This window comes from Citrobacter sp. EC_71, assembly GCF_019584005.1.
In the GTDB taxonomy this organism is placed as follows: Bacteria; Pseudomonadota; Gammaproteobacteria; order Enterobacterales; family Enterobacteriaceae; genus Citrobacter; species Citrobacter werkmanii.
The window spans coordinates 70,565-93,647 of record NZ_VDAY01000013.1; the positions used below are offsets into that span (position 1 = coordinate 70,565).

Annotated in this window: 23 protein-coding genes and 1 tRNA gene; 16 read left to right on the top strand and 8 right to left on the bottom strand. The window is 52.1% G+C overall.

Going from position 1 to position 23,083, the window contains the following annotated elements; all coding sequences use genetic code 11:
• Nucleotides 1-26 precede the first annotated feature (26 nt).
• On the top strand, nt 27-926 hold the full coding sequence (locus FHD02_RS15250) for an AraC family transcriptional regulator (RefSeq protein WP_137361720.1): 900 nt from the start codon (nt 27-29) through the stop codon (nt 924-926).
• Between the two features lie 90 nt (nt 927-1,016).
• Here FHD02_RS15250 and yghB read toward each other — a convergent pair whose 3' ends face one another.
• Both yghB and metC read right to left on the bottom strand, forming a co-directional pair.
• On the bottom strand, nt 1,017-1,676 hold the full coding sequence (yghB, locus tag FHD02_RS15255) for a DedA family general envelope maintenance protein YghB (protein WP_003024510.1): 660 nt from the start codon (nt 1,674-1,676) through the stop codon (nt 1,017-1,019).
• 131 nt (nt 1,677-1,807) lie between these two features.
• A complete protein-coding gene (gene metC, locus FHD02_RS15260) occupies nt 1,808-2,995 on the bottom strand; it encodes a cystathionine beta-lyase (RefSeq protein WP_137370467.1) in 1,188 nt (395 codons plus the stop codon).
• Between the two features lie 250 nt (nt 2,996-3,245).
• Between metC and exbB the strand changes: the two genes are divergently transcribed.
• Both exbB and exbD read left to right on the top strand, forming a co-directional pair.
• The gene (gene exbB / locus FHD02_RS15265) at nt 3,246-3,980 is read left to right on the top strand and encodes a tol-pal system-associated acyl-CoA thioesterase (protein WP_061382446.1); all 735 of its coding nucleotides are present in this window, start codon (nt 3,246-3,248) and stop codon (nt 3,978-3,980) included.
• Nucleotides 3,981-3,986: 6 nt separating this feature from the next.
• Nucleotides 3,987-4,412, top strand: coding sequence for a TonB system transport protein ExbD (gene exbD / locus FHD02_RS15270; RefSeq protein ID WP_042310983.1), 426 nt, complete (start codon nt 3,987-3,989; stop codon nt 4,410-4,412).
• Between the two features lie 71 nt (nt 4,413-4,483).
• Here exbD and FHD02_RS15275 read toward each other — a convergent pair whose 3' ends face one another.
• On the bottom strand, nt 4,484-4,891 hold the full coding sequence (locus tag FHD02_RS15275) for a hypothetical protein (protein WP_038633861.1): 408 nt from the start codon (nt 4,889-4,891) through the stop codon (nt 4,484-4,486).
• A 1-nt stretch (nt 4,892) separates the two neighbouring features.
• Nucleotides 4,893-5,297 carry a hypothetical protein gene (locus FHD02_RS15280; protein WP_220394058.1) on the bottom strand — a complete coding sequence of 135 codons (405 nt, stop codon included), beginning with the start codon at nt 5,295-5,297 and terminating at the stop codon, nt 4,893-4,895.
• Between the two features lie 104 nt (nt 5,298-5,401).
• On the opposite strand from FHD02_RS15280, the gene FHD02_RS15285 reads away from it, so the two are divergent.
• A complete protein-coding gene (locus FHD02_RS15285) occupies nt 5,402-5,905 on the top strand; it encodes an ESA_00282 family adhesion-associated protein (protein WP_061382445.1) in 504 nt (167 codons plus the stop codon).
• A 64-nt stretch (nt 5,906-5,969) separates the two neighbouring features.
• Here the strand turns inward: FHD02_RS15285 and FHD02_RS15290 are convergent, their stop codons facing one another.
• On the bottom strand, nt 5,970-7,010 hold the full coding sequence (locus tag FHD02_RS15290) for an aldo/keto reductase (protein WP_042310975.1): 1,041 nt from the start codon (nt 7,008-7,010) through the stop codon (nt 5,970-5,972).
• Between the two features lie 481 nt (nt 7,011-7,491).
• Between FHD02_RS15290 and FHD02_RS15295 the strand changes: the two genes are divergently transcribed.
• The 10 genes from FHD02_RS15295 to hybG all read left to right on the top strand — a co-directional run bounded on the left by FHD02_RS15295 (nt 7,492) and on the right by hybG (nt 16,259).
• Nucleotides 7,492-9,132 carry a methyl-accepting chemotaxis protein gene (locus FHD02_RS15295; RefSeq protein ID WP_137361723.1) on the top strand — a complete coding sequence of 547 codons (1,641 nt, stop codon included), beginning with the start codon at nt 7,492-7,494 and terminating at the stop codon, nt 9,130-9,132.
• Nucleotides 9,133-9,217: 85 nt separating this feature from the next.
• Complete coding sequence (locus FHD02_RS15300; protein WP_038633845.1) at nt 9,218-9,505, top strand: DUF2623 family protein; 288 nt, start codon at nt 9,218-9,220, stop codon at nt 9,503-9,505.
• A 190-nt stretch (nt 9,506-9,695) separates the two neighbouring features.
• Nucleotides 9,696-10,814 (top strand): hydrogenase 2 small subunit, encoded by a 1,119-nt coding sequence (gene hybO, locus FHD02_RS15305; RefSeq protein WP_003024486.1) that lies wholly within the window; start codon nt 9,696-9,698, stop codon nt 10,812-10,814.
• A gap of 2 nt (nt 10,815-10,816) precedes the next feature.
• Complete coding sequence (gene hybA / locus FHD02_RS15310; RefSeq protein WP_003828357.1) at nt 10,817-11,803, top strand: hydrogenase 2 operon protein HybA; 987 nt, start codon at nt 10,817-10,819, stop codon at nt 11,801-11,803.
• Nucleotides 11,793-12,971 carry a Ni/Fe-hydrogenase cytochrome b subunit gene (gene hybB, locus FHD02_RS15315; protein WP_042310972.1) on the top strand — a complete coding sequence of 393 codons (1,179 nt, stop codon included), beginning with the start codon at nt 11,793-11,795 and terminating at the stop codon, nt 12,969-12,971. The genes hybA and hybB overlap by 11 nt, the downstream gene beginning before the upstream one ends.
• Nucleotides 12,968-14,671, top strand: coding sequence for a hydrogenase 2 large subunit (gene hybC, locus FHD02_RS15320; protein WP_038633838.1), 1,704 nt, complete (start codon nt 12,968-12,970; stop codon nt 14,669-14,671). The genes hybB and hybC overlap by 4 nt, the downstream gene beginning before the upstream one ends.
• The gene (locus FHD02_RS15325) at nt 14,671-15,165 is read left to right on the top strand and encodes a HyaD/HybD family hydrogenase maturation endopeptidase (protein ID WP_032944999.1); all 495 of its coding nucleotides are present in this window, start codon (nt 14,671-14,673) and stop codon (nt 15,163-15,165) included. The genes hybC and FHD02_RS15325 overlap by 1 nt, the downstream gene beginning before the upstream one ends.
• Entirely contained in the window at nt 15,158-15,646 is a 489-nt protein-coding gene (gene hybE, locus FHD02_RS15330; protein ID WP_220394059.1) for a hydrogenase-2 assembly chaperone, read from the top strand. The genes FHD02_RS15325 and hybE overlap by 8 nt, the downstream gene beginning before the upstream one ends.
• The gene (gene hypA / locus FHD02_RS15335; protein ID WP_003828349.1) at nt 15,639-15,980 is read left to right on the top strand and encodes a hydrogenase maturation nickel metallochaperone HypA; all 342 of its coding nucleotides are present in this window, start codon (nt 15,639-15,641) and stop codon (nt 15,978-15,980) included. The genes hybE and hypA overlap by 8 nt, the downstream gene beginning before the upstream one ends.
• Nucleotides 15,981-16,010: 30 nt before the next feature.
• A complete protein-coding gene (gene hybG / locus FHD02_RS15340; protein WP_003024459.1) occupies nt 16,011-16,259 on the top strand; it encodes a hydrogenase maturation factor HybG in 249 nt (82 codons plus the stop codon).
• A 94-nt stretch (nt 16,260-16,353) separates the two neighbouring features.
• Here the strand turns inward: hybG and yghU are convergent, their stop codons facing one another.
• Nucleotides 16,354-17,220: a glutathione-dependent disulfide-bond oxidoreductase gene (gene yghU / locus FHD02_RS15345; protein ID WP_079939983.1), complete on the bottom strand. Its 867-nt coding sequence runs from the start codon at nt 17,218-17,220 to the stop codon at nt 16,354-16,356.
• 218 nt (nt 17,221-17,438) lie between these two features.
• On the opposite strand from yghU, the gene FHD02_RS15350 reads away from it, so the two are divergent.
• Together FHD02_RS15350 and gss are read left to right on the top strand one after the other, a co-directional pair.
• Nucleotides 17,439-19,727: an FdhF/YdeP family oxidoreductase gene (locus FHD02_RS15350; RefSeq protein ID WP_220394060.1), complete on the top strand. Its 2,289-nt coding sequence runs from the start codon at nt 17,439-17,441 to the stop codon at nt 19,725-19,727.
• Between the two features lie 153 nt (nt 19,728-19,880).
• Nucleotides 19,881-21,740 carry a bifunctional glutathionylspermidine amidase/synthase gene (gene gss / locus FHD02_RS15355; RefSeq protein ID WP_220394061.1) on the top strand — a complete coding sequence of 620 codons (1,860 nt, stop codon included), beginning with the start codon at nt 19,881-19,883 and terminating at the stop codon, nt 21,738-21,740.
• 109 nt (nt 21,741-21,849) lie between these two features.
• On the opposite strand, the gene FHD02_RS15360 is transcribed toward gss, so the two are convergent.
• Together FHD02_RS15360 and FHD02_RS15365 are read right to left on the bottom strand one after the other, a co-directional pair.
• Nucleotides 21,850-21,925 (bottom strand) — tRNA-Phe (locus FHD02_RS15360).
• Nucleotides 21,926-22,030: 105 nt separating this feature from the next.
• Nucleotides 22,031-22,738 (bottom strand): DUF554 domain-containing protein, encoded by a 708-nt coding sequence (locus FHD02_RS15365; RefSeq protein WP_220394062.1) that lies wholly within the window; start codon nt 22,736-22,738, stop codon nt 22,031-22,033.
• Between the last annotated feature and the right edge of the window lie 345 nt (nt 22,739-23,083).

A 23,083-nucleotide genomic window follows, 5' to 3' on the forward strand; every position in this document is an offset into this window, starting at 1 on the left:
GAAAACCGATGGTGAAATGGTGCTTTATGAACCGTGAAGAGATCTGCCTTCTGCTGACAGATAAAATTAAGCAGCTGAAAAATAATGAAAATAACCTCAGTGTATTGCTACCAGATGTCCGCCTGATGCACGGTACGGTGCCAGCTGCACGGACACCAGTCATGTATCAGCCAGGTATCATATTTCTCTTTTCGGGCCATAAAATTGGTTATATCAATGAACGCGTATTTCGTTATGACGCCAATGAATACCTGCTGCTAACCGTACCTTTACCCTTTGAATGTGAAACGTATGCGACACCGGAGGTTCCGTTGGCCGGAATCTACCTGAATGTCGATATCCTGCAATTGCAGGAGCTGTTGATGGACATTGGGGAAGACGAGCTGTTTCAGCCTGCTATGGCGGCCAGTGGGATTAACTCCGCGACGCTTTCAGACGAAATTCTCTGCGCCGCTGAGCGCCTGTTGGATGTGATGGAACGCCCGCTGGATGCGCGTATTCTCGGCAAACAGATCATTCGCGAGATCCTCTACCATGTGCTGACCGGGCCGCGCGGCGGCGCGTTACTTGCGCTGGTCAGTCGTCAGACGCATTTCAGCTTGATAAGCCGGGTGCTGAAGCGGATTGAAACTAAATACACCGAAAACCTCAATGTAGAGCAGCTGGCGGCAGAGGCGAACATGAGCGTGTCGGCGTTTCATCATAATTTTAAAGCGGTGACCAGCACGTCGCCGCTGCAATACCTTAAAAGCTATCGTCTGCATAAAGCGCGGATGATGATGATTCATGACGGGATGAAGGCCAGTGCGGCAGCCATGCGTGTCGGCTATGAGAGCGCATCGCAATTTAGTCGGGAATTCAAACGTTTCTTTGGCGTGACGCCGGGGGAAGATGCGGCCAGAATTCGGATGATGCAGGGGAGTTGATTGCTTGTCCGTCTGAACGGTACACCGTAGGCCTTAAAGCTACGCGCCATAAGGCAAAATGCCGGAGATTATCCGGCCTACGGATGCGACTCAGGCGCTACAGTATTTTTTTTTAATCACCACGAACAGGGTTCCCAACAGACCTGCGGTTAACAGGGCAATCGGTAGGATCATTAAAAAGGTCATCACCTGATCTTCATGGCGTTTAACGAACGGGATCATGCTCAGCGCGTAGCCAAAGCTGGTGACAACGGTGACCCACAGCAGGCCGCTCAGCCAGTTAAAAAACTGGAATCGACGGTTAGGCAGCCCTGAAATTCCTGCCATGGTCGGCAGCAAGGTGCGTACGAACGCCAGGAAGCGCCCGGCCAGCAGCGCCATCAGGCCGTGTTGGTCAAACATGCAGGTGGCGCGCTGATGATATTTTTCAGGTAATTGCGCCAGCCAGCCTTTTACCGTTCTCGTGTTGCCCAGCCAGCGTCCCTGAATGTAACTCAGCCAGCAGCCCAGGCTGGCGGCGGCGGTCAGAATAGCTATGGTAGGTAAAAAACTCATCACGTCCTGAGCGATCAGCGCCCCAGCCAGCAATAACAGGCTGTCTCCGGGTAAAAAGGAGGCGGGCAGCAGGCCATTTTCTAAAAACAGTGTGGCGAACATGACGAAGTAAACCACGCTCACAACGTGTGGATCCGCCAGCGCGGCAAAGTCGTGTTGCCAGAGCGCGGAGACAATATCTTGAATAACTACCATGGACTTTCCTGTGGAACAGCGTTTATGTGTGGATTGTACTCCTGAATTGTCCGGGATGCCTTGATCCCGGACGCAACAATTGCAGACTTTTCCACCAGAAGTGTCTGCATATATGTCCATCTATGGCAATGTTACTCGATTCGGACAAATCCTGCGGCTAAATCGGCAATCAGATCGTCAACATTCTCTAAACCGATATGCAAACGGATAAGCGTTCCGCTGAAGTCCACTTCACCTTGCGGACGGATTGCCGCAATGTGTTCCGGCTGGTTGGCGAGAATTAGCGACTCAAAACCGCCCCAGGAGTAGGCCATGCTGAACAGGCTGAAGTGATCCAGATACGCGGCCAGCTCTTCATTATTAAGCTTCTTATTCAATACAAAGGAGAATAGCCCGCTGCTGCCGGTAAAATCACGTTTCCAGAATTCATGGCCTTTACTGCCGGGTAGCGCCGGGTGATTAACACGAGCGACCTGTGGGTGGTTGGCCAGCCACTCGGCGACCTTTAAGCTGCTTTCATGATGCTGACGTAAGCGTACGCTCAGTGTGCGTAATCCACGGCTGGTCATATAGGCGGTGTCGGCGTCCAGCATTTGTCCCATCAGATAGGCATTTTCGCGCAGTTGGTCCCAGCAGCGGGCATTGGATACCGCTGTGCCGACCATGCCGTCGGAATGACCAATCAGGTATTTCGTACCTGCCTGAATCGAGATATCAATACCGAAATCCAGCGCGTTGAACAGCACGCCGGCAGCCCAGGTGTTATCAATCATGATGACAGCCTCAGGCGCAACGCTTCTGACGGCGGCAACAATTGCTGGTACATCATGTACCTCCATGGTGACGGAGCCGGGTGATTCCAGAAAGACAACTTTGGTGTTCGGCTGAATATGCTTCACTATATCGGCGCCAATCAACGGATCAAACCAGCCCGTTGAGACGCCAAGTTTACCGAGAATTTTGGTGCAGAAGTCCTGGCTGGGCTCATAGGCGGTATTGGTCATCAACACATGATCGCCTTGTTCAACAAAAGCAAGGATGGTGTTGGCAACAGCTGCCGCGCCGCAAGGGAACAACGCGCAACCCGCGCCGCCTTCCAGTTCGCACATGGCTTCCTGCAGCGAAAAATGCGTCAGGGTTCCGCGACGTCCGTAGAAAAGCGCACCGTTAGCGCGGTTGCGCGTGGCCTGTTTTTTGGCCTCAACGCTGTCAAACACCAGCGAAGAAGCGCGCTGGATCACGCTATTTACCGAGCCCAGCGTGTACTTTTTACTGCGTCCTGCGTGAACGAGTTTGGTTTCAAGTTGCTTATCTGCCATGGTGTATTACCTGTTTTTATACGTCTGGATGTCTAAACTACCATGAATCAAAGATGACGCATCCTGTAGAACGGTCATACAGTAGAAAATAATCTCAAAATGCCTCTGGTGACTTTTTTACTGCGTAAGCGCAAAGAAAAGAAACCAAAGGTGCGGCAATATGTAAATAGTAATGAGAACGACTATCAATTCGACGTTGTTTTGATATGATTACGCTTAGATTTTGTGATTTGCGTCCTGGAGATACAGAGTGGGTAATAATTTGATGCAGACGGACCTTTCCGTCTGGGGTATGTATCAGCACGCCGATATCGTGGTTAAGTGCGTGATGATTGGGCTGATTTTAGCGTCAGTGGTCACCTGGGCTATCTTCTTTAGTAAGAGCCTTGAGTTCTTTACTCAGAAACGCCGTCTTAAGCGTGAACAGCAACTGCTGGCGGATGCCCGCTCCTTAGACCAGGCAAACGAGATTGCCGCAGGATTCGATGCTAAAAGCCTTGGCGCACAGTTGATTTACGAAGCGCAGAACGAGCTGGAACTTTCTGAAGGCAGTGACGACAACGAAGGTATTAAAGAGCGCACCGGTTTTCGTCTGGAGCGTCGTGTGGCGGCGGTAGGTCGTCATATGGGACGCGGTAACGGATACCTGGCCACCATCGGGGCAATCTCGCCTTTCGTGGGTCTGTTCGGTACGGTATGGGGTATCATGAACAGCTTCATCGGGATTGCACAAACCCAAACCACCAACCTGGCCGTTGTTGCGCCGGGCATTGCAGAAGCGCTGTTAGCGACCGCGATTGGTCTGGTTGCGGCGATTCCAGCGGTCGTCATCTACAATATTTTCGCACGTCAGATTGGCAGCTATAAAGCGATGCTGGGCGATGTTGCGGCGCAGGTGCTGTTGCTGCAAAGTCGCGATCTGGACCTGAACGCCAGCGCCTCCGCGCATCCGGTACGTGCCGCGCAGAAATTACGTGTAGGGTAATGTTCCATGGCAATGAGCTTTAATGAGAACCTGGACGATAACGGTGAAATGCATGAAATCAACGTGACGCCGTTTATCGACGTTATGTTGGTTTTATTGATCATCTTTATGGTAGCCGCGCCGTTGGCAACAGTGGATGTGAAGGTGAATCTCCCTGCCTCCACCAGCACGCCGCAGCCGCGTCCGGAAAAACCGGTTTATCTGTCAGTCAAAGCCGATAAGAGTATGTTTATTGGCAATAATCAGGTGACGGATGAAACCATGATTAGCGAGCTAACTACGCTGACAGAAGGGAAGAAAGACACCACGATTTTCTTCCGTGCAGATAAGACCGTCGATTATGAAACCATGATGAAGGTAATGGACACGCTGCATCAGGCCGGTTTCCTGAAGATTGGTCTGGTCGGTGAAGAGACCGTGAAAGCGAAGTAACTTTCTCGCCGGGTAGTGGTTTTCACCTACCCGGCCTGCTTATCCTGATTCCACGCCTTACAAACCTGTTCTTATCTGTTTTCATCCAACGCGACCGTGGTTATCCTGGTCGGTTCGTAGCTGCCTTCGGACAGCTTGCGCGTCAGGCGTAAGGTGGCCGTTTCTCGCGCGAGTATATGCTGGTAGGTGCTCTCCAGCCGGGCCATGATTTTATCCCGCAGTTCGGGTTGTTGGGCTATGATGGCCTCAATCGCGGCGCCATAGATCTCTTCTTTCGCCTGTAGCGCATAAATTTCGCGACGATTTTGCCATTTCATCCGCACCAGTGCGGCGGGTATAGAAACCATTTCCTGGGCAACGCTTTCCAGCGTCGCGTTTTTATTGGCAATCAGGATAGCTAAATTCTGCTTTAAGACAAACTCATCACTTTTATGGTCATCTAAAGCCAAATAAACATTATTATCCTCAACATCTTTCATTTTATTTCTCTTCCAGAGAATAAAAAATAGGGTCGCTGGTTTCGCGGGTAATTAAATTAAGCCAAATTTTATTGCCTTGCTCATTAATGGTGGCTGTTTTTTCGGTCAAGATTTTACTTAATTCTTGTGCGTTAATGTCGCCCTCCGCTTGCAATGAATTGAGCAAGCGCGTGAATGACTCAATCTTTGCCGCGCAAAACAAACGTTCTTTTAAATGACGGTCGCACTCCTCAAACAACATATTGCGCGCCTGGCCGGTCGCTGTAGCGCTGATCAAAATATCTGCTTCATAATCGCTTAATGTTCTCTTTCCCTGAGTCAAATTTTCACTATTTTCTTTGGGAATTGTATTAGTCGATGTTTGAGATAAATGATAATGCGCGGGAACAAGATGCTCGGGAAGCATGTTGAAATATCCTTTGATGCCAATACTGTATTGTTTTTAATATGTCAGGCTGCGTTGACAATAGCATGGTGTAATTTTAAAATCAAAAAAAATGGAGCCAGTATATGAACAGTATATTTTATTCTGTTATTACCCTGCTATTGCTTACCTGCGGGGTGCTTTTGTTGATGCGCAGCGCAAATAAAAACCGCTATGCAGAAAATGGTAACGCTGGACACCAGCCGGAAATCTTGAGTAAAGAAGAGGGTGAAGATCATTTTTCTGTATTGATGAATTCGATTACCCCGGTATGGTATTGGCGCGTTAATCACGAATATATCGATTTTATCCACTCGACGATCAAACGGATGACGATGGTGGAGCTGAATGAGACACCAGGCCTATTTGATGCGCAGCGGCGTTGTAGCGACCTTAACTCTGCGGTGTATAAATATTACGACAATATAAAAAAACGCTGTCTTAGCGGGGAGAAGGTCCCGCATGCCGATCTGGACGTGCTCAACTTACGTCAATGCTTCAGGGAGTTCAGCCTGGAGGCTTACCCTGCGCTCGTCGCGCTGGTGTGGCCTGAATACCAGCGTCCAGAGCTCAAAGCAGAAGAAGTATGAGGTCATGGCGCATTACCATGGCCGGGTAGCTCTTTATTGCGACCCGGCACGGAGTGACAAACGGCTATTTGTCAGATGAGGCTTGCCACAGGTTCAGCTCACCGTCAGCGACGTGTTTATCGATCTGCGCCAGTTCTTCGGCGCTGAACGTCAGATTAGCCAACGCCTGAACGTTTTCTTCCAGCTGCTCCGGTCGGCTGGCGCCAATTAATACCGAAGTGACCCGGTTGTCTTTCAGCAACCAGCTTAAGGCCATTTGCGCCATCGACTGTCCGCGCTGTTGCGCCATCTCATTGAGCAAACGCAGGCTACTAAGGTTTTCTTCCGTCAGCATATTTTCTGTCAGCCCACGGACTTTTTTCCCTTCACGCTGCATACGTGAACCTTCCGGGATGCCGTTGAGGTATTTCCCCGTCAGCAGCCCCTGGGCCAGCGGCGTAAAGGCAATGCAGCCCATGCCGTTAGCTTCCAGCGTATCCAGCAAGCCACTGCTGTCTACCCAGCGATTAAGCAGGTTGTAAGAGGGTTGGTGGATAAGAAGCGGAATTTTCCATTCCCGTAGCAGCTCGGCCATCTTTTGCGTTCGTTCCGGAGAATAGGACGAGATGCCGACATACAGTGCTTTACCGCTTTGCACCGCATGGGCCAGCGCTGAGGCGGTCTCTTCCATTGGCGTATTTTCGTCAACGCGGTGTGAGTAGAAGATATCGACATAGTCGAGCCCCATGCGTTGCAGGCTCTGGTCGAGGCTGGCAAGCAGGTATTTACGCGAACCACCAGAACCGTATGGCCCTGGCCACATGTCGTAGCCCGCCTTGGTGGAGATGATCAGCTCATCTCGGTATTGTGCAAAATCCTCGCGCAGTAAACGGCCAAAATTCTCTTCTGCGCTGCCTGGAGGCGGCCCATAGTTATTGGCCAAATCAAAATGGGTGATGCCTAAATCAAAGGCTTTACGCAGCAGGGCGCGCTGTGACTCCAGCGCCTGAACGTGCCCAAAACTGTGCCACAAACCCAGCGACAGTGCGGGTAAGCGTAAACCGCTGCGTCCACAGTAGCGATAGAGCATTTGCTCGTAACGTTCAGGATTGGCAAACCAGGCCATGAGATCTCCTTAGTGCAGGTGAATTTCAAAACAGCGTTTCTATTCTAGCGGGTTCTCGGTGAATATTCCGTTCACAGGTCACACTGGGATAAAAAACTGAGCGGCATTCGAACCGCCAATTATTGAAGGAGCTGGCCTGGGAAGGCTATATATCTCCTTGCGTTAATCACGGCTTTCATAATGCCCCGACCTGTCGTTATGAGAAAGCTGCCGCTGATTTAGCCTGGGAGCACACTCTTGCTGGGTTTTATAAATCTTTGTGATAGAAAACAAAGCATTATTAAATGATTTAGGTGAGTTATCTGAATAATAATGCTAGCTAATTTCATTAGCATTCATGTTGATATCGTCTGGAGAGATATGGGTTGGACTTAAGAAAGTAAAAAAATAAAGAACACATTATATCTTCTCTATCGGCTGCCGATAACAAGGATAAGTATCGCCTGGTGGCGAATTCCTCATCAACGGCAAGGAAATTATTATGGGTTTGCTGAAAAACTTCACTATTCGTATTGTCATGTTGGCAATACTGGGACTTTTTTGCCTGCTGTGGTCGGGCGTGGGTTTATTCAGTCTTCATTCTTTATCAAAAATATCAGAAGGGAATGATATTGACCGTCATCTTGTCCATCAGATGACTGTTCTCAGCCAGGGTAACGATCAGTATTTTCGTTTTGTGACGCGGTTAAGTCGCGCAATGGATGTCAAAATTAGCGGCGGAACGCCGGATTTTGCGCCAGCGCAACAGTCCCTGGACAATATGAGTAAAAAACTCCAGGAGATGAAAACATTGTCTCCCGGCCCCATGGATCCGGAAGTCGCCGCGGCAGTGCTGACCAAGTGGCAGGCGCTGCTGGATAACGGCGTGATCCCACAAATGCAACTGGCGCAGCAGGGCACGCTCACGGCCTTTGCGGAGCATGCCAGCACCGTTACGCCAGCCTTGAGCCGTGAATTTGGCGCCAGCGCTGAGCGTTTTAACACCACTGCGGGTGAAAGGCTCGATACCACCCGCGTTATGGTCGATGGCAAAACGTCTATCATCCGGACCCTGATTATCACCGCCGTAATCCTCGGTATTGCGCTCCTGTTCTTTACCGACCGCTACCTCGTCGCCATGATGGTGAAACCTCTGGGACGTATTCGCCAACAATTTCAACAAATTGCGCAGGGCGATCTCAGCCATTCTATTGAAGATTTTGGTCGTAACTGCGTGGGCCAACTGGTGCCGTTACTGTGCGCGATGCAGGACAGCCTGCGCGAAGCCGTGAGTACCATTCGTTCTGGTAGTGACAACATCTGGCGAGGGGCGACGGAAATTTCCACCGGTAATAACGACCTCTCCTCACGTACTGAAGAGCAGGCTGCGGCGCTGGAAGAGACCGCCGCCAGCATGGAGCAGCTGACCGCAACGGTAAAACTGAACGCCGAAAATGCGCGTGAGGCCAGCCAACTGGCCGATACGGCGACAGAAACGGCAGGTAAAGGTAGCTCGCTGGTTTCAGAAGTGGTTGAGACCATGGACGGCATTGCCGCCAGTTCTAAACAGATCGCGGAAATTACCTCTGTGATTAACAGCATTGCTTTCCAGACCAATATTCTGGCGCTTAACGCGGCGGTTGAAGCGGCCAGAGCGGGCGAGCAGGGGCGCGGTTTTGCCGTGGTTGCCGGTGAGGTGCGTAATCTTGCCAGCCGTAGCGCCGGAGCGGCCAAAGAGATTGAGACGCTGATTGGCGAATCGTCGCGTCGTGTCGATCAGGGTGCTCGTCTGGTTAAAGAGACCGGATTAACGATGGAGGCGATTCTGCGCGGCGCGACAGAAGTCACCACCATCATGAAACAAATCGCCTCTGCTTCGGAAGAACAGAACAAAGGCATCTCACAGGTAAGCGTGGCGATCACGCAGATGGACAGCGTTACGCAACAGAACGCCGCGCTTGTCGAACAGGTTTCCGCCGCGGCAGTCGCGCTGGAACGGCAAACGGAAGATCTGCAACGTTCGGTGCAACAGTTCCGTCTATCAGCTACCGACGTGCAATACACTGCTACTGCGACCGCTTCCCCTTCAGCAGAACGCAAAACCTCTGCAACAGCTAAAACGGATGACTGGGTGTCGTTTTAAGCTGGCACAAAAAAGTCCCTGATACCTCTGGTCTTTGCTTAAAAAATCGCTATATAATTTATTATATAGCGATTGAGGGTTATGCATGGACAACCATTTTGGTAAAGGCCTGATGGCCGGATTAAACGCGGAAAATGCGGATAGCGCACGCTCGGTGGCGCATTTTTGCGCGGATTATAAACGCGGTTTTGTACTGGGGTTTTCACATCGAATGTTTGAAAAAACTGGCGATCGACAGCTCAGCGCGTGGGAAGCGGGCATCCTGACGCGTCGCTATGGACTGGATAAGGAAATGGTGATGGATTTCTTTAAAGAGAACCAGTCCAGTACAACAATTCGCTTTTTCATGGCCGGCTATCGGCTCGAAGCTTGATCCGAAAGGGGTATTATCTTGCTTTAATTAATTACACTATTGACCTACGCCTTCGTTTTGTTGCTCCGTCGAAGTATTATATCGCACATAACCATATAAAAAGTGTGGTAAATGGCGCGCCGATCGCAATATGCAACATGCGAATGGTGCAAAATAAAAAGCCAGGTCTTCGCAACGGAATAACTATAAAATGACTGGAGATAACTCTCTCATCAATTCGAGCGGCATCAATCGCCGCGATTTCATGAAGCTTTGTGCAGCACTGGCCGCCACCATGGGGCTCAGTAGCAAAGCCGCCGCAGAAATGGCCGAATCAGTTTCCCGCCCTCAGCGCCCACCGGTTATCTGGATTGGTGCTCAGGAGTGTACGGGTTGTACTGAATCGCTGCTTCGCGCGACACACCCTACAGTGGAAAACCTCGTCCTGGAGACAATCTCCCTGGAATACCACGAGGTACTCTCTGCCGCCTTCGGCCATCAGGTTGAAGAGAATAAACATAACGCTCTGGAGAAGTACAAAGGGCAATATGTTCTGGTTGTAGATGGTTCTATCCCACTGAAAGATAATGGTATTTACTGCATGGTTGCCGGTGAGCCGATCGTGGATCATATCCGCCGGGCCGCTGAAGGCGCAGCCGCTATCATTGCCATCGGCTCTTGCGCCGCGTGGGGTGGTGTTGCTGCCGCTGGCGTTAACCCAACGGGTGCAGTCGGCTTGCAGGAAGTTCTGCCAGGCAAAACCATCATCAACATTCCGGGCTGTCCGCCGAACCCGCATAACTTCCTGGCAACGGTCGCGCATATCATCACTTACGGTAAGCCGCCGAAGCTGGATACCAAAAACCGTCCAACATTCGCCTATGGCCGTTTGATTCACGAACATTGCGAACGTCGCCCGCACTTCGATGCTGGCCGCTTTGCGAAAGAGTTTGGCGATGAAGGCCATCGTGAAGGCTGGTGTCTCTACCATCTGGGCTGTAAAGGACCAGAAACCTACGGCAACTGCTCAACGCTGCAATTCTGCGATGTTGGCGGCGTGTGGCCGGTGGCTATCGGTCACCCTTGCTACGGCTGTAACGAAGAAGGCGTCGGTTTCCATAAAGGTATTCACCAGCTTGCTCATGTGGAAAACCAAACCCCGCGCTCCGAGAAGCCTGATGTCAACATGAAAGAAGGTGGCAATGTCTCTGCCGGCGCGATTGGGCTGCTTGGTGGCGTGGTAGGGCTGGTCGCCGGCGTCAGCGTGATGGCGGTTCGTGAACTGGGTCGTCAGCAGAAGAAAGATAACGCTGACTCACGGGGAGAATAACCGTGAACAGACGTAACTTTATTAAAGCAGCCTCCAGCGGGGCATTGCTGTTGGGCGCTGCGCCGTCCATCAGCCATGCGGCTGCAGAAAACCGTCCGCCAATCCCTGGGTCTCTTGGGATGCTCTATGACTCGACGCTATGCGTGGGCTGCCAGGCCTGTGTCACCAAGTGTCAGGACATCAACTTTCCGGCGCGTAACCCGGAAGGCGAGCAGACCTGGTCAAACAACGACAAGCTGTCGCCGTATACCAATAACATCATCCAGGTGTGGCGTAGTGGAACAGGCGTTAACAAAGACCAGGAAGAAAATGGCTACGCATACATTAAGAAACAGTGCATGCACTGTGTCGATCCGAACTGCGTCTCCGTTTGCCCGGTCTCCGCTCTGAAGAAAGATCCGAAAACCGGCATCGTCCACTATGACAAAGATGTCTGTACAGGTTGCCGCTATTGCATGGTCGCCTGTCCGTACAACGTGCCTAAGTACGACTATAACAACCCGTTTGGTGCGCTTCACAAATGTGAACTGTGTAACCAGAAAGGTGTTGAACGTCTGGATAAAGGCGGTTTACCGGGTTGTGTTGAAGTGTGTCCTGCCGGTGCGGTGATTTTTGGTACGCGTGAAGAGCTGATGGCTGAGGCGAAAAAACGTCTCGCGCTGAAGCCTGGCAGCGAATACCACTATCCGCGTCAGACGGTGAAAGCGGGCGATACCTATCTGCATACGGTACCGAAGTACTACCCACACCTGTACGGTGAGAAGGAAGGTGGTGGTACGCAGGTGATGGTGCTGACGGGGGTTCCTTACGAAGATTTGGATCTGCCGAAACTGGATGATCTTTCAACCGGTGCGCGTTCTGAACATGTTCAACATTCCCTGTATAAGGGCATGATATTACCCCTGGCTGCGCTGGCGGGCTTAACCGTGCTGGTTCGTCGTAATACGAAAAACGACCATCACGACGGAGGAGACGATCATGAGTCATGATCCTAAACCGCTGGGCGGGAAAATAATCAGCAAACCGGTCATTATTTTTGGGCCGTTAATCGTCCTGTGTATGCTCCTGATCGTGAAACGTCTGGTCTTCGGATTGGGTTCAGTCTCCGATCTGAACGGCGGTTTCCCATGGGGTGTTTGGATCGCGTTTGACCTGTTGATTGGTACCGGCTTCGCGTGCGGCGGTTGGGCGCTGGCGTGGGCGGTGTATGTTTTCAACAGAGGGCAATACCATCCGTTGGTGCGTCCGGCGCTGCTGGCAAGCCTGTTTGGCTACTCGCTGGGTGGTCTGTCGATCACCATTGACGTCGGTCGTTACTGGAACCTGCCGTATTTCTACATTCCAGGTCACTTCAACGTGAACTCGGTATTGTTCGAAACGGCGGTCTGTATGACCATCTATATCGGCATCATGGCGCTGGAATTTGCTCCGGCTCTGTTTGAACGTCTGGGTTGGAAAGTCTCCCTCAAGCGTTTGAATAAAGTGATGTTCTTTATTATCGCTCTCGGCGCACTGCTGCCAACCATGCATCAGTCTTCAATGGGTTCATTGATGATTTCTGCGGGTTATAAGGTGCATCCGCTATGGCAAGCGTATGAAATGTTGCCGCTTTTCTCCGTATTAACCGCTTTTATTATGGGTTTCTCGATCGTCATCTTTGAAGGCTCACTGGTACAAGCTGGTCTGAAAGGTAACGGTCCGGACGAGAAAAGCTTGTTCATCAAGCTGACGAATACCATCAGCATATTGCTGGCGATTTTCGTGGTTCTGCGCTTTGGCGAGTTAATCTATCGCGACAAACTGTCCTATGCGTTTGCAGGCGATCTTTACTCCGTAATGTTCTGGATTGAAGTCGTACTGATGGTCTTCCCGCTGGTGGTGCTGCGCGTCACTAAGCTGCGTAATGACTCACGCATGCTGTATCTGTCTGCGCTGAGTGCATTGCTGGGTTGTGCGACATGGCGTCTGTCCTATTCGCTGGTGGCGTTCAATCCTGGTGGTGGCTACCACTACTTCCCAACCTGGGAAGAACTGTTGATTTCTATTGGTTTTGTGGCTATTGAGATTTGTGCATACATCGTACTCATTCGTCTACTGCCGATACTTCCTCCTTTAAAACAAAACGATCAAAATCGTCATGAGGCGAGCAAAGCATGAGCCAGAGAATTACTATTGATCCGGTAACCCGTATTGAGGGTCATTTACGCATCGACTGCGAAATCGAAAATGGCGTGGTATCTAAAGCATGGGCTTCCGGTACCATGTGGCGCGGCATGGAAGAGATCGTGAAAAACCGCGATCCGCGCGATGCCTGGATGATTGTTCAGCGTATCTGTGGCGTTTGTACTACCACTCACGCTATCTCTTCCGTTCGTGCAGCAGAAAGCGCGCTGAATATTGATGTTCCGGTGAACGCACAGTACATCCGTAACATCATTCTGGCCGCGCACACCACGCATGACCATATTGTTCACTTCTATCAGCTGTCTGCGCTGGACTGGGTGGACATCACCTCCGCGTTGAAAGCCGATCCAGCGAAAGCGTCCGCGATGCTGAACGGTGTGTCCTCCTGGCACCTGAACAGCACGGAAGAGTTCACCAAGGTTCAGAATAAGATCAAAGATCTTGTCGCCAGCGGTCAGTTAGGCATTTTTGCCAACGGTTGCTGGGGCCACCCGGCAATGCAGCTGCCGCCGGAAGTGAACCTGATTGCTGTTGCTCACTATCTGCAGGCGCTGGAATGCCAGCGTGATGCCAACCGCGTTGTCGCGCTGTTGGGCGGTAAAACGCCGCACATCCAGAACCTGGCGGTAGGTGGAGTTGCTAACCCAATTAACCTCGACGGCCTCGGCGTGCTGAACCTTGAGCGTCTGATGTACATCAAGTCCTTCATCGACAAGCTGAGCGACTTTGTTGAGCAGGTTTACAAAGTTGATACCGCGGTTATTGCTGCGTTCTATCCTGAGTGGCTGGAACGTGGTCAGGGTGCGGTTAACTACCTCAGCGCGCCGGAATTCCCGACTGACGGTAAAAACGGCAGCTTCCTGTTCCCGGGTGGTTACATCACCAATGAAGATCTGTCGACCTATCGTCCGATCACCTCTCACTCCGATGAGTACCTGATCAAAGGGATTCAGGAGAGTGCGAAACACGCGTGGTACAAAGACGAAGCGCCGCAGGCTCCGTGGGAAGGCACAACGGTTCCGGATTACACCGGCTGGTCTGATGACGGCAAATACTCCTGGGTTAAAGCGCCGACCTTCTACGGTAAAACGGTTGAAGTGGGTCCGCTGGCCAACATGCTGTGTAAACTGGCGGCTAAACGCGAGTCTACTCATGCCAAGCTGAATGAAATCATCGCGATTTACACCAAGCTGACCGGTAAAACCATCGAAGTGTCGCAACTGCACTCAACGCTGGGCCGTATCATTGGCCGTACCGTTCACTGCTGTGAACTGCAGAACGTTCTGCAGGATCAGTACAACGCGCTGATTGTGAACATCGGTAAAGGCGACCACACCACCTTCGTGAAACCGGATATTCCGGCAACGGGCGAATTTAAAGGCGTTGGTTTCCTCGAAGCGCCGCGCGGTATGCTGTCTCACTGGATGGTGATTAAAGACGGTATTATCAGCAACTACCAGGCGGTTGTTCCGTCAACCTGGAACTCAGGCCCACGTAACTTCAACGATGAAGTCGGACCGTACGAGCGCTCGTTGGTAGGCACGCCAATCGCCGATCCAAACAAACCGCTGGAAGTGGTTCGTACCATTCACTCCTTCGACCCTTGTATGTCATGTGCGGTGCATGTGGTGGACGTTGACGGGAACGAAGTGGTCTCAGTTAAGGTTCTGTAATGCGGATATTAGTCTTAGGGGTCGGCAATATTTTGCTGACCGACGAAGCCATCGGGGTACGTATCGTTGAGGCATTAGAGCAACGGTACATTCTGCCAGACTTTGTTGATGTTCTGGACGGTGGTACTGCTGGGATGGAGCTTCTTGGCGATATGGCGAACAGAGATCATCTGATCATTGCTGACGCCATTGTGTCGAAGAAAAACACGCCAGGAACGATGATGGTCCTGCGGGATGAAGAGATTCCGGCGCTGTTTACCAACAAAATCTCACCGCACCAGCTTGGCCTGGCCGACGTATTGTCGGCCCTGCGTTTTACCGGCGAGTTTCCGAAAAAGCTGACCTTAGTCGGCGTTATTCCAGAATCGCTGGAGCCGCATATCGGGCTAACGCCAACGGTTGAAGCGATGATTGAACCTGCGCTTGAGCAGGTTCTTGCCGCGCTTCGTGAATCAGGCGTTGAAGCGATCCCTCGGGAGGCGGCTCATGTCTGAGGAGTTTGTCGGTTTTCAGACGGCCCCGAAGACGCAGATTCAGGCAGCGTTTGAAGAGGTTGCCCGGCGTTCGATGCACGATCTCTCTTTTTTGCATCCGAATATGCCGGTATATGTCTCTGATTTTACGCAGTTTGAAGGACAGTGGACGGGGTGTGTTATCACACCCTGGATGCTCAGCGCACTGATTTTCCCCGGACCGGACCAGATCTGGCCGGTGCGTAAAGTCAGCGAAAAAATTGGGCTGCGTCTGCCGTATGGCGAGATGACCTTTACCGTTGGTGAACTGGATGGCGTATCGCAATACCTTTCTTGCTCACTGATGTCGCCGCTTTCGCACAGCATGTCGGCGCAAGAAGGTGTGCGTCTGACTGACGATTGCGCGCGCATGCTGTTATCGCTGCCGGTGAGCGATCCGAATGCGCCGCAGCTAAATCGCCGTGCGCTGCTGCTGGGCCGTCGGAACTGCGAAAATGCATGAGCTGTCCCTTTGTCAGAGCGCGGTTGAGATTGTTCAACAGCAGGCAGAGCAGCACGGTGTCAAACGTGTAACCGGCGTTTGGCTGGAAATCGGAGCGCTCTCCTGCGTTGAAGAGAGCGCCGTCCGTTTCAGTTTCGACATCGTCTGTCAGGGGACGCTGGCGCAAGGGTGTGAGCTGCATATTGATTACAAACCAGCCCAGGCATGGTGCTGGGATTGCAGTCAGGTTGTGGAAATCACCCAGCATGATGCGCAGTGTCCACTATGTCAGGGCGATCGTCTGCGGGTTGATGCAGGCGATTCACTGAAAGTGAAAAGTATTGAAGTCGAATAACCCATAGGTTGCTATGGGGCGGAGTCAGATATGTGTATTGGAGTCCCTGGTCAGGTTCTGGCCGTTGGTGAAGATATTCACCAGCTTGCGCAGGTTGAAGTGTGCGGCATCAAACGTGATGTCAATATTGCCCTGATTTGTGAAGGTGATACCGCTGAGCTGGTCGGGCAATGGGTGCTGGTGCACGTAGGGTTCGCCATGAGCATCATTGATGAAGATGAAGCTAAAGCCACGTTAGACGCACTTCGCCGCATGGAGTACGACGTCACCAGCGCGTGACAACCGGTTAGTGCCTGATAGCGTTGCGCTTATCAGGCCTACGCCTTCTATGTAGGCCGGATAAGGCATTTATGCCGCCATCCGGCATCTTGCGTTAACCCTGGCGCTTATCTTCGGTATTGGTGTCGAAGTCGCTGGCGTCATGACGTTCGTGAAGCTGCTCGTTCAGCGGCCCGTTAGTGCGGTTTACAATACGACCACGCTTAACCGCCGGACGTGCTGCAATCTCTTTTGCCCAGCGCTGCACGTGCTTGTAACTTCCTGCATCGAGGAACTCTGCCGCGTCGTACACGTTGCCCAGCACTACATTGCCAAACCATGGCCAGACCGCCATATCGGCAATGGTGTATTCATCTCCGGCCACAAACTTATGCTGTGCTAACTGCTTATCCAGCACGTCGAGTAAGCGCTTGGCTTCCATAGTGAAGCGATTGATAGCGTACTCAATTTTTACCGGCGCATAGTTATAGAAGTGACCAAAACCACCGCCGAGGAACGGCGCCGCACCCTGTAACCAGAACAGCCAGTTCAGCGTTTCAGTTCGTTTTGCCAAATCCTGCGGCAGGAAATAACCGTATTTTTCCGCCAGATAGAGCAGTATTGCGCCAGATTCGAATACGCGAACCGGTGGGTTTTGCGAGTGGTCACGCAGTGCCGGGATCTTCGAGTTCGGATTCACCTCAACAAAGCCGCTGGAAAACTGATCGCCATCGCCGATGCGGATAATCCAGGCATCGTATTCCGCGCCCTTCACACCTTGCGCCAGTAACTCCTCCAGCATAATCGTCACTTTCTGCCCGTTTGGCGTACCCAGCGAATAGAGCTGTAGCGGATGCTTGCCAACCGGCAGCGTTTTCTCGTGGGTGGCACCGGAAACAGGGCGATTGATATTGGCGAATGCGCCGCCGTTCGATTTTTCCCACGTCCAGACTTTCGCGGGCTGATAGGTATTGTCTGACATATTGACCTGCCTTCTGAGTGGTTGTGTTGATGCAGTGTAGCAGTTAGGTAGAACTCAATTTAACAGATTGGGACTTTATGTCGCTTTGTGCTGAAAGGGGAAGACAAATCTAACCCGTTCATTGTACCTGGCCCGTACCCCATGAAGAGGAAATCAATGTTGGACGGAAATTGCTACCGTATTCACCATCAAAAATTGGCGGTGAATAAGCAGTAATAATGAAAAATGGTGTTCCAGGAGTAAGCGGTTATCAGGGCCCTGCGGGTGGGTGGGGCGCGGTAAAAGCCGTCACTGCTTCGGTGTTTTCGCAAAAGGCTGTCGCGCGCGACATTATCGCGATGTTCAAAATGAACCAGGTGAAAGGGTTCGATTGTCCGGGGTGTGCGTGGCCGGACCCAGGGCATCGTGCGCCAATGGAGCTGTGCGAAAATGGCGTTAAGGCGGTTTCCTGGGAGACAACCAGTAAGAAAGCGTCACCGGAATTTTTCAGCCGTCATCCGGTTTCTACGCTCTGGCACTACAGCGATTATGAACTGGAAAACATTGGTCGTTTGACGCATCCAATGAAATACGATGCAGCGTCAGACACCTGGCAGGCAGTGGATTGGGATATCGCCTTCCACGAGATCGGTGAGCGCTTGCGCAGCTATGATTCTGCGGAACAAGTTGAGTTTTACACTTCCGGCAGAACCTCAAATGAGGCGGCATTTCTGTATCAACTGTTTGCCCGCGAATACGGCAGCAGTAACTTCCCTGATTGCTCTAACATGTGCCACGGGCCGACCAGCGCAGGGTTAACACCAGCCATTGGCCTTGGGAAAGGGACCGTTGAACTGGACGACTTTGACCACTGCGATCTGGTGATTTGTATCGGGCATAACCCGGGCACTAACCATCCACGCATGCTGACCACCTTACGCGACGTTGCCAAACGTGGGGCCAAAATTATCTCCATCAACCCGCTGAACGAAAGGGGGCTTGAGCGCTTTAGCTTCCCGCAAAGCCCAAAAGAGATGTTCGGCGGCCAGGCCACGGAGCTAAGCAGCGATTACTATCAGGTTAAAATAGGCGGTGACGGCTCGCTGCTCAAAGGCATAATGAAAGCGCTGATCGAAATGGATGAAGCGCGGATCTTACTGGATCAACAGCCCTGCCTCGATCATGCTTTTATTCATGAGCATACCGAGGGCTATTCGACGCTGTATGACGATTTACGCCAGTGTAGCTGGGCAAAACTGGAACAGGATTCCGGACTGACGCGCAGTCAGATGGAGGACCTCGCACACAGCTACAACAAATCCCGCGCCACCATTATTTGTTACGGGTTGGGGATCACCCAGCATAAAAACGGCACTGAGAACGTTCAGCAACTGGTAAACCTGCTGTTGCTGAAAGGCAATATGGGTAAGCCCGGCGCGGGGATCTGCCCGTTGCGCGGTCATTCTAACGTGCAGGGCGATCGTTCTGTGGGGATCAACGAAGCGGCGCCCGAAGAGTTCCTGCAACGCCTTGAGTCGCATTTCGCTATCAGCGTGCCGCGCAAGCATGGCCGCTCCAGCGTGGAGAGCATTCGTGCCATCGAACGGGGAGAGGCAAAAGCGCTCATTTGCATGGGCGGTAATCTGGCGGTGGCGATGCCGCAGCCGCAGCGTACTTTTGCGGCGATGAAAAGCCTGGATCTGCAGGTCCATGTGGCGACCAAACTGAACAGATCGCATCTGCTGCTGGCAAAGCATAACTACCTGCTACCTGCATTAGGCCGAACGGAGCGCGACATGCAGGCGACGGGGATTCAGTCGGTGACCGTCGAAGACTCGATGTCGATGGTTCACGCCTCCTGCGGCGCGCTGAAACCGGCTTCCCGATGGCTAAAATCGGAACCCGCGATTGTGGCGGGCATGGCTCGTGCCACGCTACCGCTTTCGCCGATCAACTGGGAAGCGTTAACCGGAGACTACGCGTTGATTCGTGACGCCATTGAAGCCGTGATCCCGGCATTCCACGATTACAACGCACGTATTGCCGAGCCGGGCGGATTTCGCATGGATACGCCTGCTTCGCGCCGTGAGTGGCGAACGCCGAATGGTAAAGCCAACTTTATCGTCAGTCATCAGCAAGCGGTGGAGCGGGAAAACCAACCTGCGGATGCGTTAGTTTTGGCGACGCTGCGCAGCCACGATCAGTACAACACCACTATCTATGGTATGAACGATCGCTATCGTGGCATTACCGGTCGGCGTGATGTGGTGTTTTTAAGCGCCGAAGAAGCGGCGGCTCGCGGTCTGAGCCAGGGAGATGTGGTCAACGTTCAGGCGCTGGACGACAACGGCCAGCCCTGTGCGGAACGTGTTATGCACGGTTTAACGGTGGTGATTTACAACATGGCGGCAGGCTCTGTTGGCGCTTATCTGCCTGAAGCGAATGTCCTGCTTTCGCTGGATGCGGTAGACACACAAAGTTTGACTCCGGCGTATAAAAGCGTACCGGTCACCCTGACAAAAGCGTAGTTCCTGCTGTGAATTTTTCGCCTCTGAGCGCCAGCCGCTGCGTTGAGGTGTATGATGATGTCGACCTCTGTCCGGTTAGTGTCGCAGAGCAGGCAATCAGAGCGAAAAATTCACGCCAACCTGCTCAGGCTGTATTGTTTTGAGGTAAGGTGCATGAGCAAAGGAACGACCAGTCAGGATGCCCCATTCGGGACATTATTGGGCTACGCCCCAGGTGGCGTAGCAATCTACTCTTCAGATTACAGCTCCCTCGACCCACGGGACTACGACGATGATGCGGCATTTCGCAGCTATATCGACGATGAATACATGGGCCACAAATGGCAGTGCGTAGAGTTCGCACGCCGCTTTCTCTTCCTTAACTATGGCGTGGTCTTCACCGATGTTGGCATGGCCTGGGAGATCTTCTCCTTACGCTTCCTGCGCGAAGTCGTGAATGACAACATCCTACCGTTACAGGCATTTCCGAATGGTTCGCCCCGCGCGCCGGTAGCAGGCGCTCTGCTTATCTGGCAAAAAGGCGGCGAATTTAAAGATACCGGGCATGTGGCGGTCGTCACCCAGTTGCTGGAAAACAAAATCCGTATTGCCGAACAGAACGTGCTCCATACACCGCTGCCTCCCGGACAGCAGTGGACGCGCGAACTGGAGATGGTGGTTGAAAACGGTTGTTACACCCTGCGTGACACCTTTGACGACACCACCATTCTAGGTTGGATGATCCAGACCGATGATACCCGTTACAGCCTGCCGCAGCCGGAGATAGCCAATGACTCGCTGAAAATTGCCGGCGCACGACTGGAAGATAACGGGCAATTTGATGGTAAATGGCTGGATGAACAGGATCCGCTGCAAAAAGCCTACGTGCTGGCGAACGGCCATGTGATTAATCAGGACCCCCATCAGTACTTCACCATTACCGAGAGTGCCGAGCAGGAGCTGATTAAAGCCACCAACGAGCTGCACCTGATGTATCTGCACGCGACTGACAAAGTGCTGAAAGACGACAACCTGCTGGCGCTGTTTGATATCCCTAAAATCCTCTGGCCGCGCCTGCGCCTTTCCTGGCAGCGTCGTCGACATCATATGATTACGGGTCGTATGGATTTCTGTATGGATGAACGCGGACTGAAGGTGTATGAGTACAACGCCGATTCAGCCTCGTGCCATACCGAAGCCGGTTTGATTCTCGAAAGATGGGCCGAGCGTGGCTACACTGGGCGGGGACACAACCCGGCTGAAGGGTTGATCAACGAACTGGCGGGGGCCTGGAAGCACAGCCGCGCACGTCCGTTTGTCCACATCATGCAGGATAAGGATATCGAAGAAAACTATCACGCGCAGTTTATGCAGCAGGCGCTGCGTCAGGCCGGGTTTGACAGCAAAATCCTGCGAGGTCTGGATGAGCTACGCTGGGATGACGCCGGTCAACTGATTGACGGTGACGGTCGCCTGGTGAACTGCGTCTGGAAGACCTGGGCGTGGGAAACCGCGATTGAGCAGGTGCGCGAGGTCAGCGAAACGGAGTACGCCGCGGTGCCAATTCGTACCGGGCATACGAATCAGGAAGTGCGTTTAATCGACGTGCTGCTGCGCCCGGAAGTGCTGGTCTTCGAACCTCTGTGGACGGTTATCCCTGGCAACAAAGCGATTCTGCCGATCCTCTGGCAACTGTTCCCGCACCACCGTTATCTGCTTGATACTGATTTCACTGTTAATGAAGAGCTGGCGCAAACCGGTTATGCCGTGAAACCTATTGCAGGACGTTGTGGCAGCAACATCGATCTGGTGAGCCACCAGGAAGAGCTCCTGGATAAAACCAGCGGTAAGTTTGCTGAACAGAAGAACATTTATCAGCAGCTTTGGTGTCTGCCGAAGGTTGCTGGTAAATATATTCAGGTTTGTACCTTCACCGTAGGCGGTAACTACGGCGGTACCTGCCTGCGCGGTGACGAGTCGCTGGTAATTAAAAAAGAGAGCGATATCGAACCGCTGATTGTGGTGAAGGAATAATTGCGAACCCCTGTGGTGGTGATGTTGCTATCACGGGGTTATTTGATGGGAATAATTTTAGAAATACCCCAAAGCAAAAACCCGCCTTTTGGGCGGGTTCTTTAAATAGTGGTGCCCGGACTCGGAATCGAACCAAGGACACGGGGATTTTCAATCCCCTGCTCTACCGACTGAGCTATCCGGGCAACGAGGCGCATTAAACCTGATTCACTTCGCTTCGTCAACGAAATTTCTTCAAATCAATGCAGACTGCACAATCTATCATCACATTGCTGCTATTGCACGCATTCTCAGGCAAAAAACGCCGTCCACGCGGCGGAAAGCGGCATTGCCAGCAGCAGGGCAGGAAGCATATTCACAACCGCAAACATTTTGATTCCACAAATACGTAAACCGGTTGCCAACAACAGCAGTCCACCTACGGCGCTGAAATCGGCCATCATAGCTGGCGTCGTCAGGGGTAAAATCAGTGCCGCACAGGTGGCAAGCGTTAACTGAATTGCCAGCATCGGCACGCAAATGGCAGATACCGCAATCCCCAGCGAACAGGCGAAGATGATGGCAGTGAAGAAATCAAGAAACGACTTCGCGATTAAAATATTTGGATCGCCGGTCATGCCTTCATGTATCGCCCCGAAGATCCCAGTACCACTGGCGCAAAATAGCACGATGATGGCCACATAGCTCTGGATGAAGGATTCGTGCGTGGTGTTGGCATCTGACCGGGTGAAAAGCTGCTGCGCTTTGGCAACTGCGGTATTGATCCCTTTTTCCAGATAACAGAACTTGCCAATTAATGCACCAACCAGCGTTGCCAGAACCATTACCGGCAGGTTGGCGCATTTGATAACCAGCAAGATACCAATTCCCAAAGAGCACAGCCCGAATATGGAGGTCATTGAGACCCGAATGCGCTCCGGTAAATGCTGGCTGAGTAGTGCGCCGAGAACGCCGCCAAATAAAATGGCGCCGCTATTAATAAACGGTCCGATTACCACGTTTGCTCCTGCATACCCATTATCATCTTGAAACTAAAGAAAATTGACTGGGTGAAATTATGTTTCAGATTGCATTATTATGCCGCTAATTTCAGACAAAATGTTTGTTTATCTGTGAGGTTTTAGCTCTGGATTTTATCTTGCGCCTGTAAGTGAAAGGTGCCATGATTGCGCGAATTTTCTCCTGTCTGAATGGGGCTGCCTGGGATGAAATTACTCCCCCTACATCGCCTTCAATATCGCCTTTTTGCGCGACGCTTGCCCCTTCCTGCAACATATCTTCCCGCTCCCACCATGCGGTGAAGGCAGCGCACGCTCACTGCAGGATAACAGTAAGATCAGAGG

What these genes read in the sequence shown, in the direction of transcription:
- FHD02_RS15250 (WP_137361720.1), top strand. Translation starts at nt 27, where the DNA reads ATGAACCGTGAAGAGATCTGCCTTCTGCTGACAGATAAAATTAAGCAG.
- yghB (WP_003024510.1), bottom strand. Translation starts at nt 1,676, where the DNA reads ATGGTAGTTATTCAAGATATTGTCTCCGCGCTCTGGCAACACGACTTT.
- metC (WP_137370467.1), bottom strand. Translation starts at nt 2,995, where the DNA reads ATGGCAGATAAGCAACTTGAAACCAAACTCGTTCACGCAGGACGCAGT.
- exbD (WP_042310983.1), top strand. Translation starts at nt 3,987, where the DNA reads ATGGCAATGAGCTTTAATGAGAACCTGGACGATAACGGTGAAATGCAT.
- FHD02_RS15275 (WP_038633861.1), bottom strand. Translation starts at nt 4,891, where the DNA reads ATGAAAGATGTTGAGGATAATAATGTTTATTTGGCTTTAGATGACCAT.
- FHD02_RS15280 (WP_220394058.1), bottom strand. Translation starts at nt 5,297, where the DNA reads ATGCTTCCCGAGCATCTTGTTCCCGCGCATTATCATTTATCTCAAACA.
- FHD02_RS15285 (WP_061382445.1), top strand. Translation starts at nt 5,402, where the DNA reads ATGAACAGTATATTTTATTCTGTTATTACCCTGCTATTGCTTACCTGC.
- FHD02_RS15290 (WP_042310975.1), bottom strand. Translation starts at nt 7,010, where the DNA reads ATGGCCTGGTTTGCCAATCCTGAACGTTACGAGCAAATGCTCTATCGC.
- FHD02_RS15295 (WP_137361723.1), top strand. Translation starts at nt 7,492, where the DNA reads ATGGGTTTGCTGAAAAACTTCACTATTCGTATTGTCATGTTGGCAATA.
- FHD02_RS15300 (WP_038633845.1), top strand. Translation starts at nt 9,218, where the DNA reads ATGGACAACCATTTTGGTAAAGGCCTGATGGCCGGATTAAACGCGGAA.
- hybO (WP_003024486.1), top strand. Translation starts at nt 9,696, where the DNA reads ATGACTGGAGATAACTCTCTCATCAATTCGAGCGGCATCAATCGCCGC.
- hybB (WP_042310972.1), top strand. Translation starts at nt 11,793, where the DNA reads ATGAGTCATGATCCTAAACCGCTGGGCGGGAAAATAATCAGCAAACCG.
- hybC (WP_038633838.1), top strand. Translation starts at nt 12,968, where the DNA reads ATGAGCCAGAGAATTACTATTGATCCGGTAACCCGTATTGAGGGTCAT.
- FHD02_RS15325 (WP_032944999.1), top strand. Translation starts at nt 14,671, where the DNA reads ATGCGGATATTAGTCTTAGGGGTCGGCAATATTTTGCTGACCGACGAA.
- hybE (WP_220394059.1), top strand. Translation starts at nt 15,158, where the DNA reads ATGTCTGAGGAGTTTGTCGGTTTTCAGACGGCCCCGAAGACGCAGATT.
- hypA (WP_003828349.1), top strand. Translation starts at nt 15,639, where the DNA reads ATGCATGAGCTGTCCCTTTGTCAGAGCGCGGTTGAGATTGTTCAACAG.
- hybG (WP_003024459.1), top strand. Translation starts at nt 16,011, where the DNA reads ATGTGTATTGGAGTCCCTGGTCAGGTTCTGGCCGTTGGTGAAGATATT.
- yghU (WP_079939983.1), bottom strand. Translation starts at nt 17,220, where the DNA reads ATGTCAGACAATACCTATCAGCCCGCGAAAGTCTGGACGTGGGAAAAA.
- FHD02_RS15350 (WP_220394060.1), top strand. Translation starts at nt 17,439, where the DNA reads ATGAAAAATGGTGTTCCAGGAGTAAGCGGTTATCAGGGCCCTGCGGGT.
- gss (WP_220394061.1), top strand. Translation starts at nt 19,881, where the DNA reads ATGAGCAAAGGAACGACCAGTCAGGATGCCCCATTCGGGACATTATTG.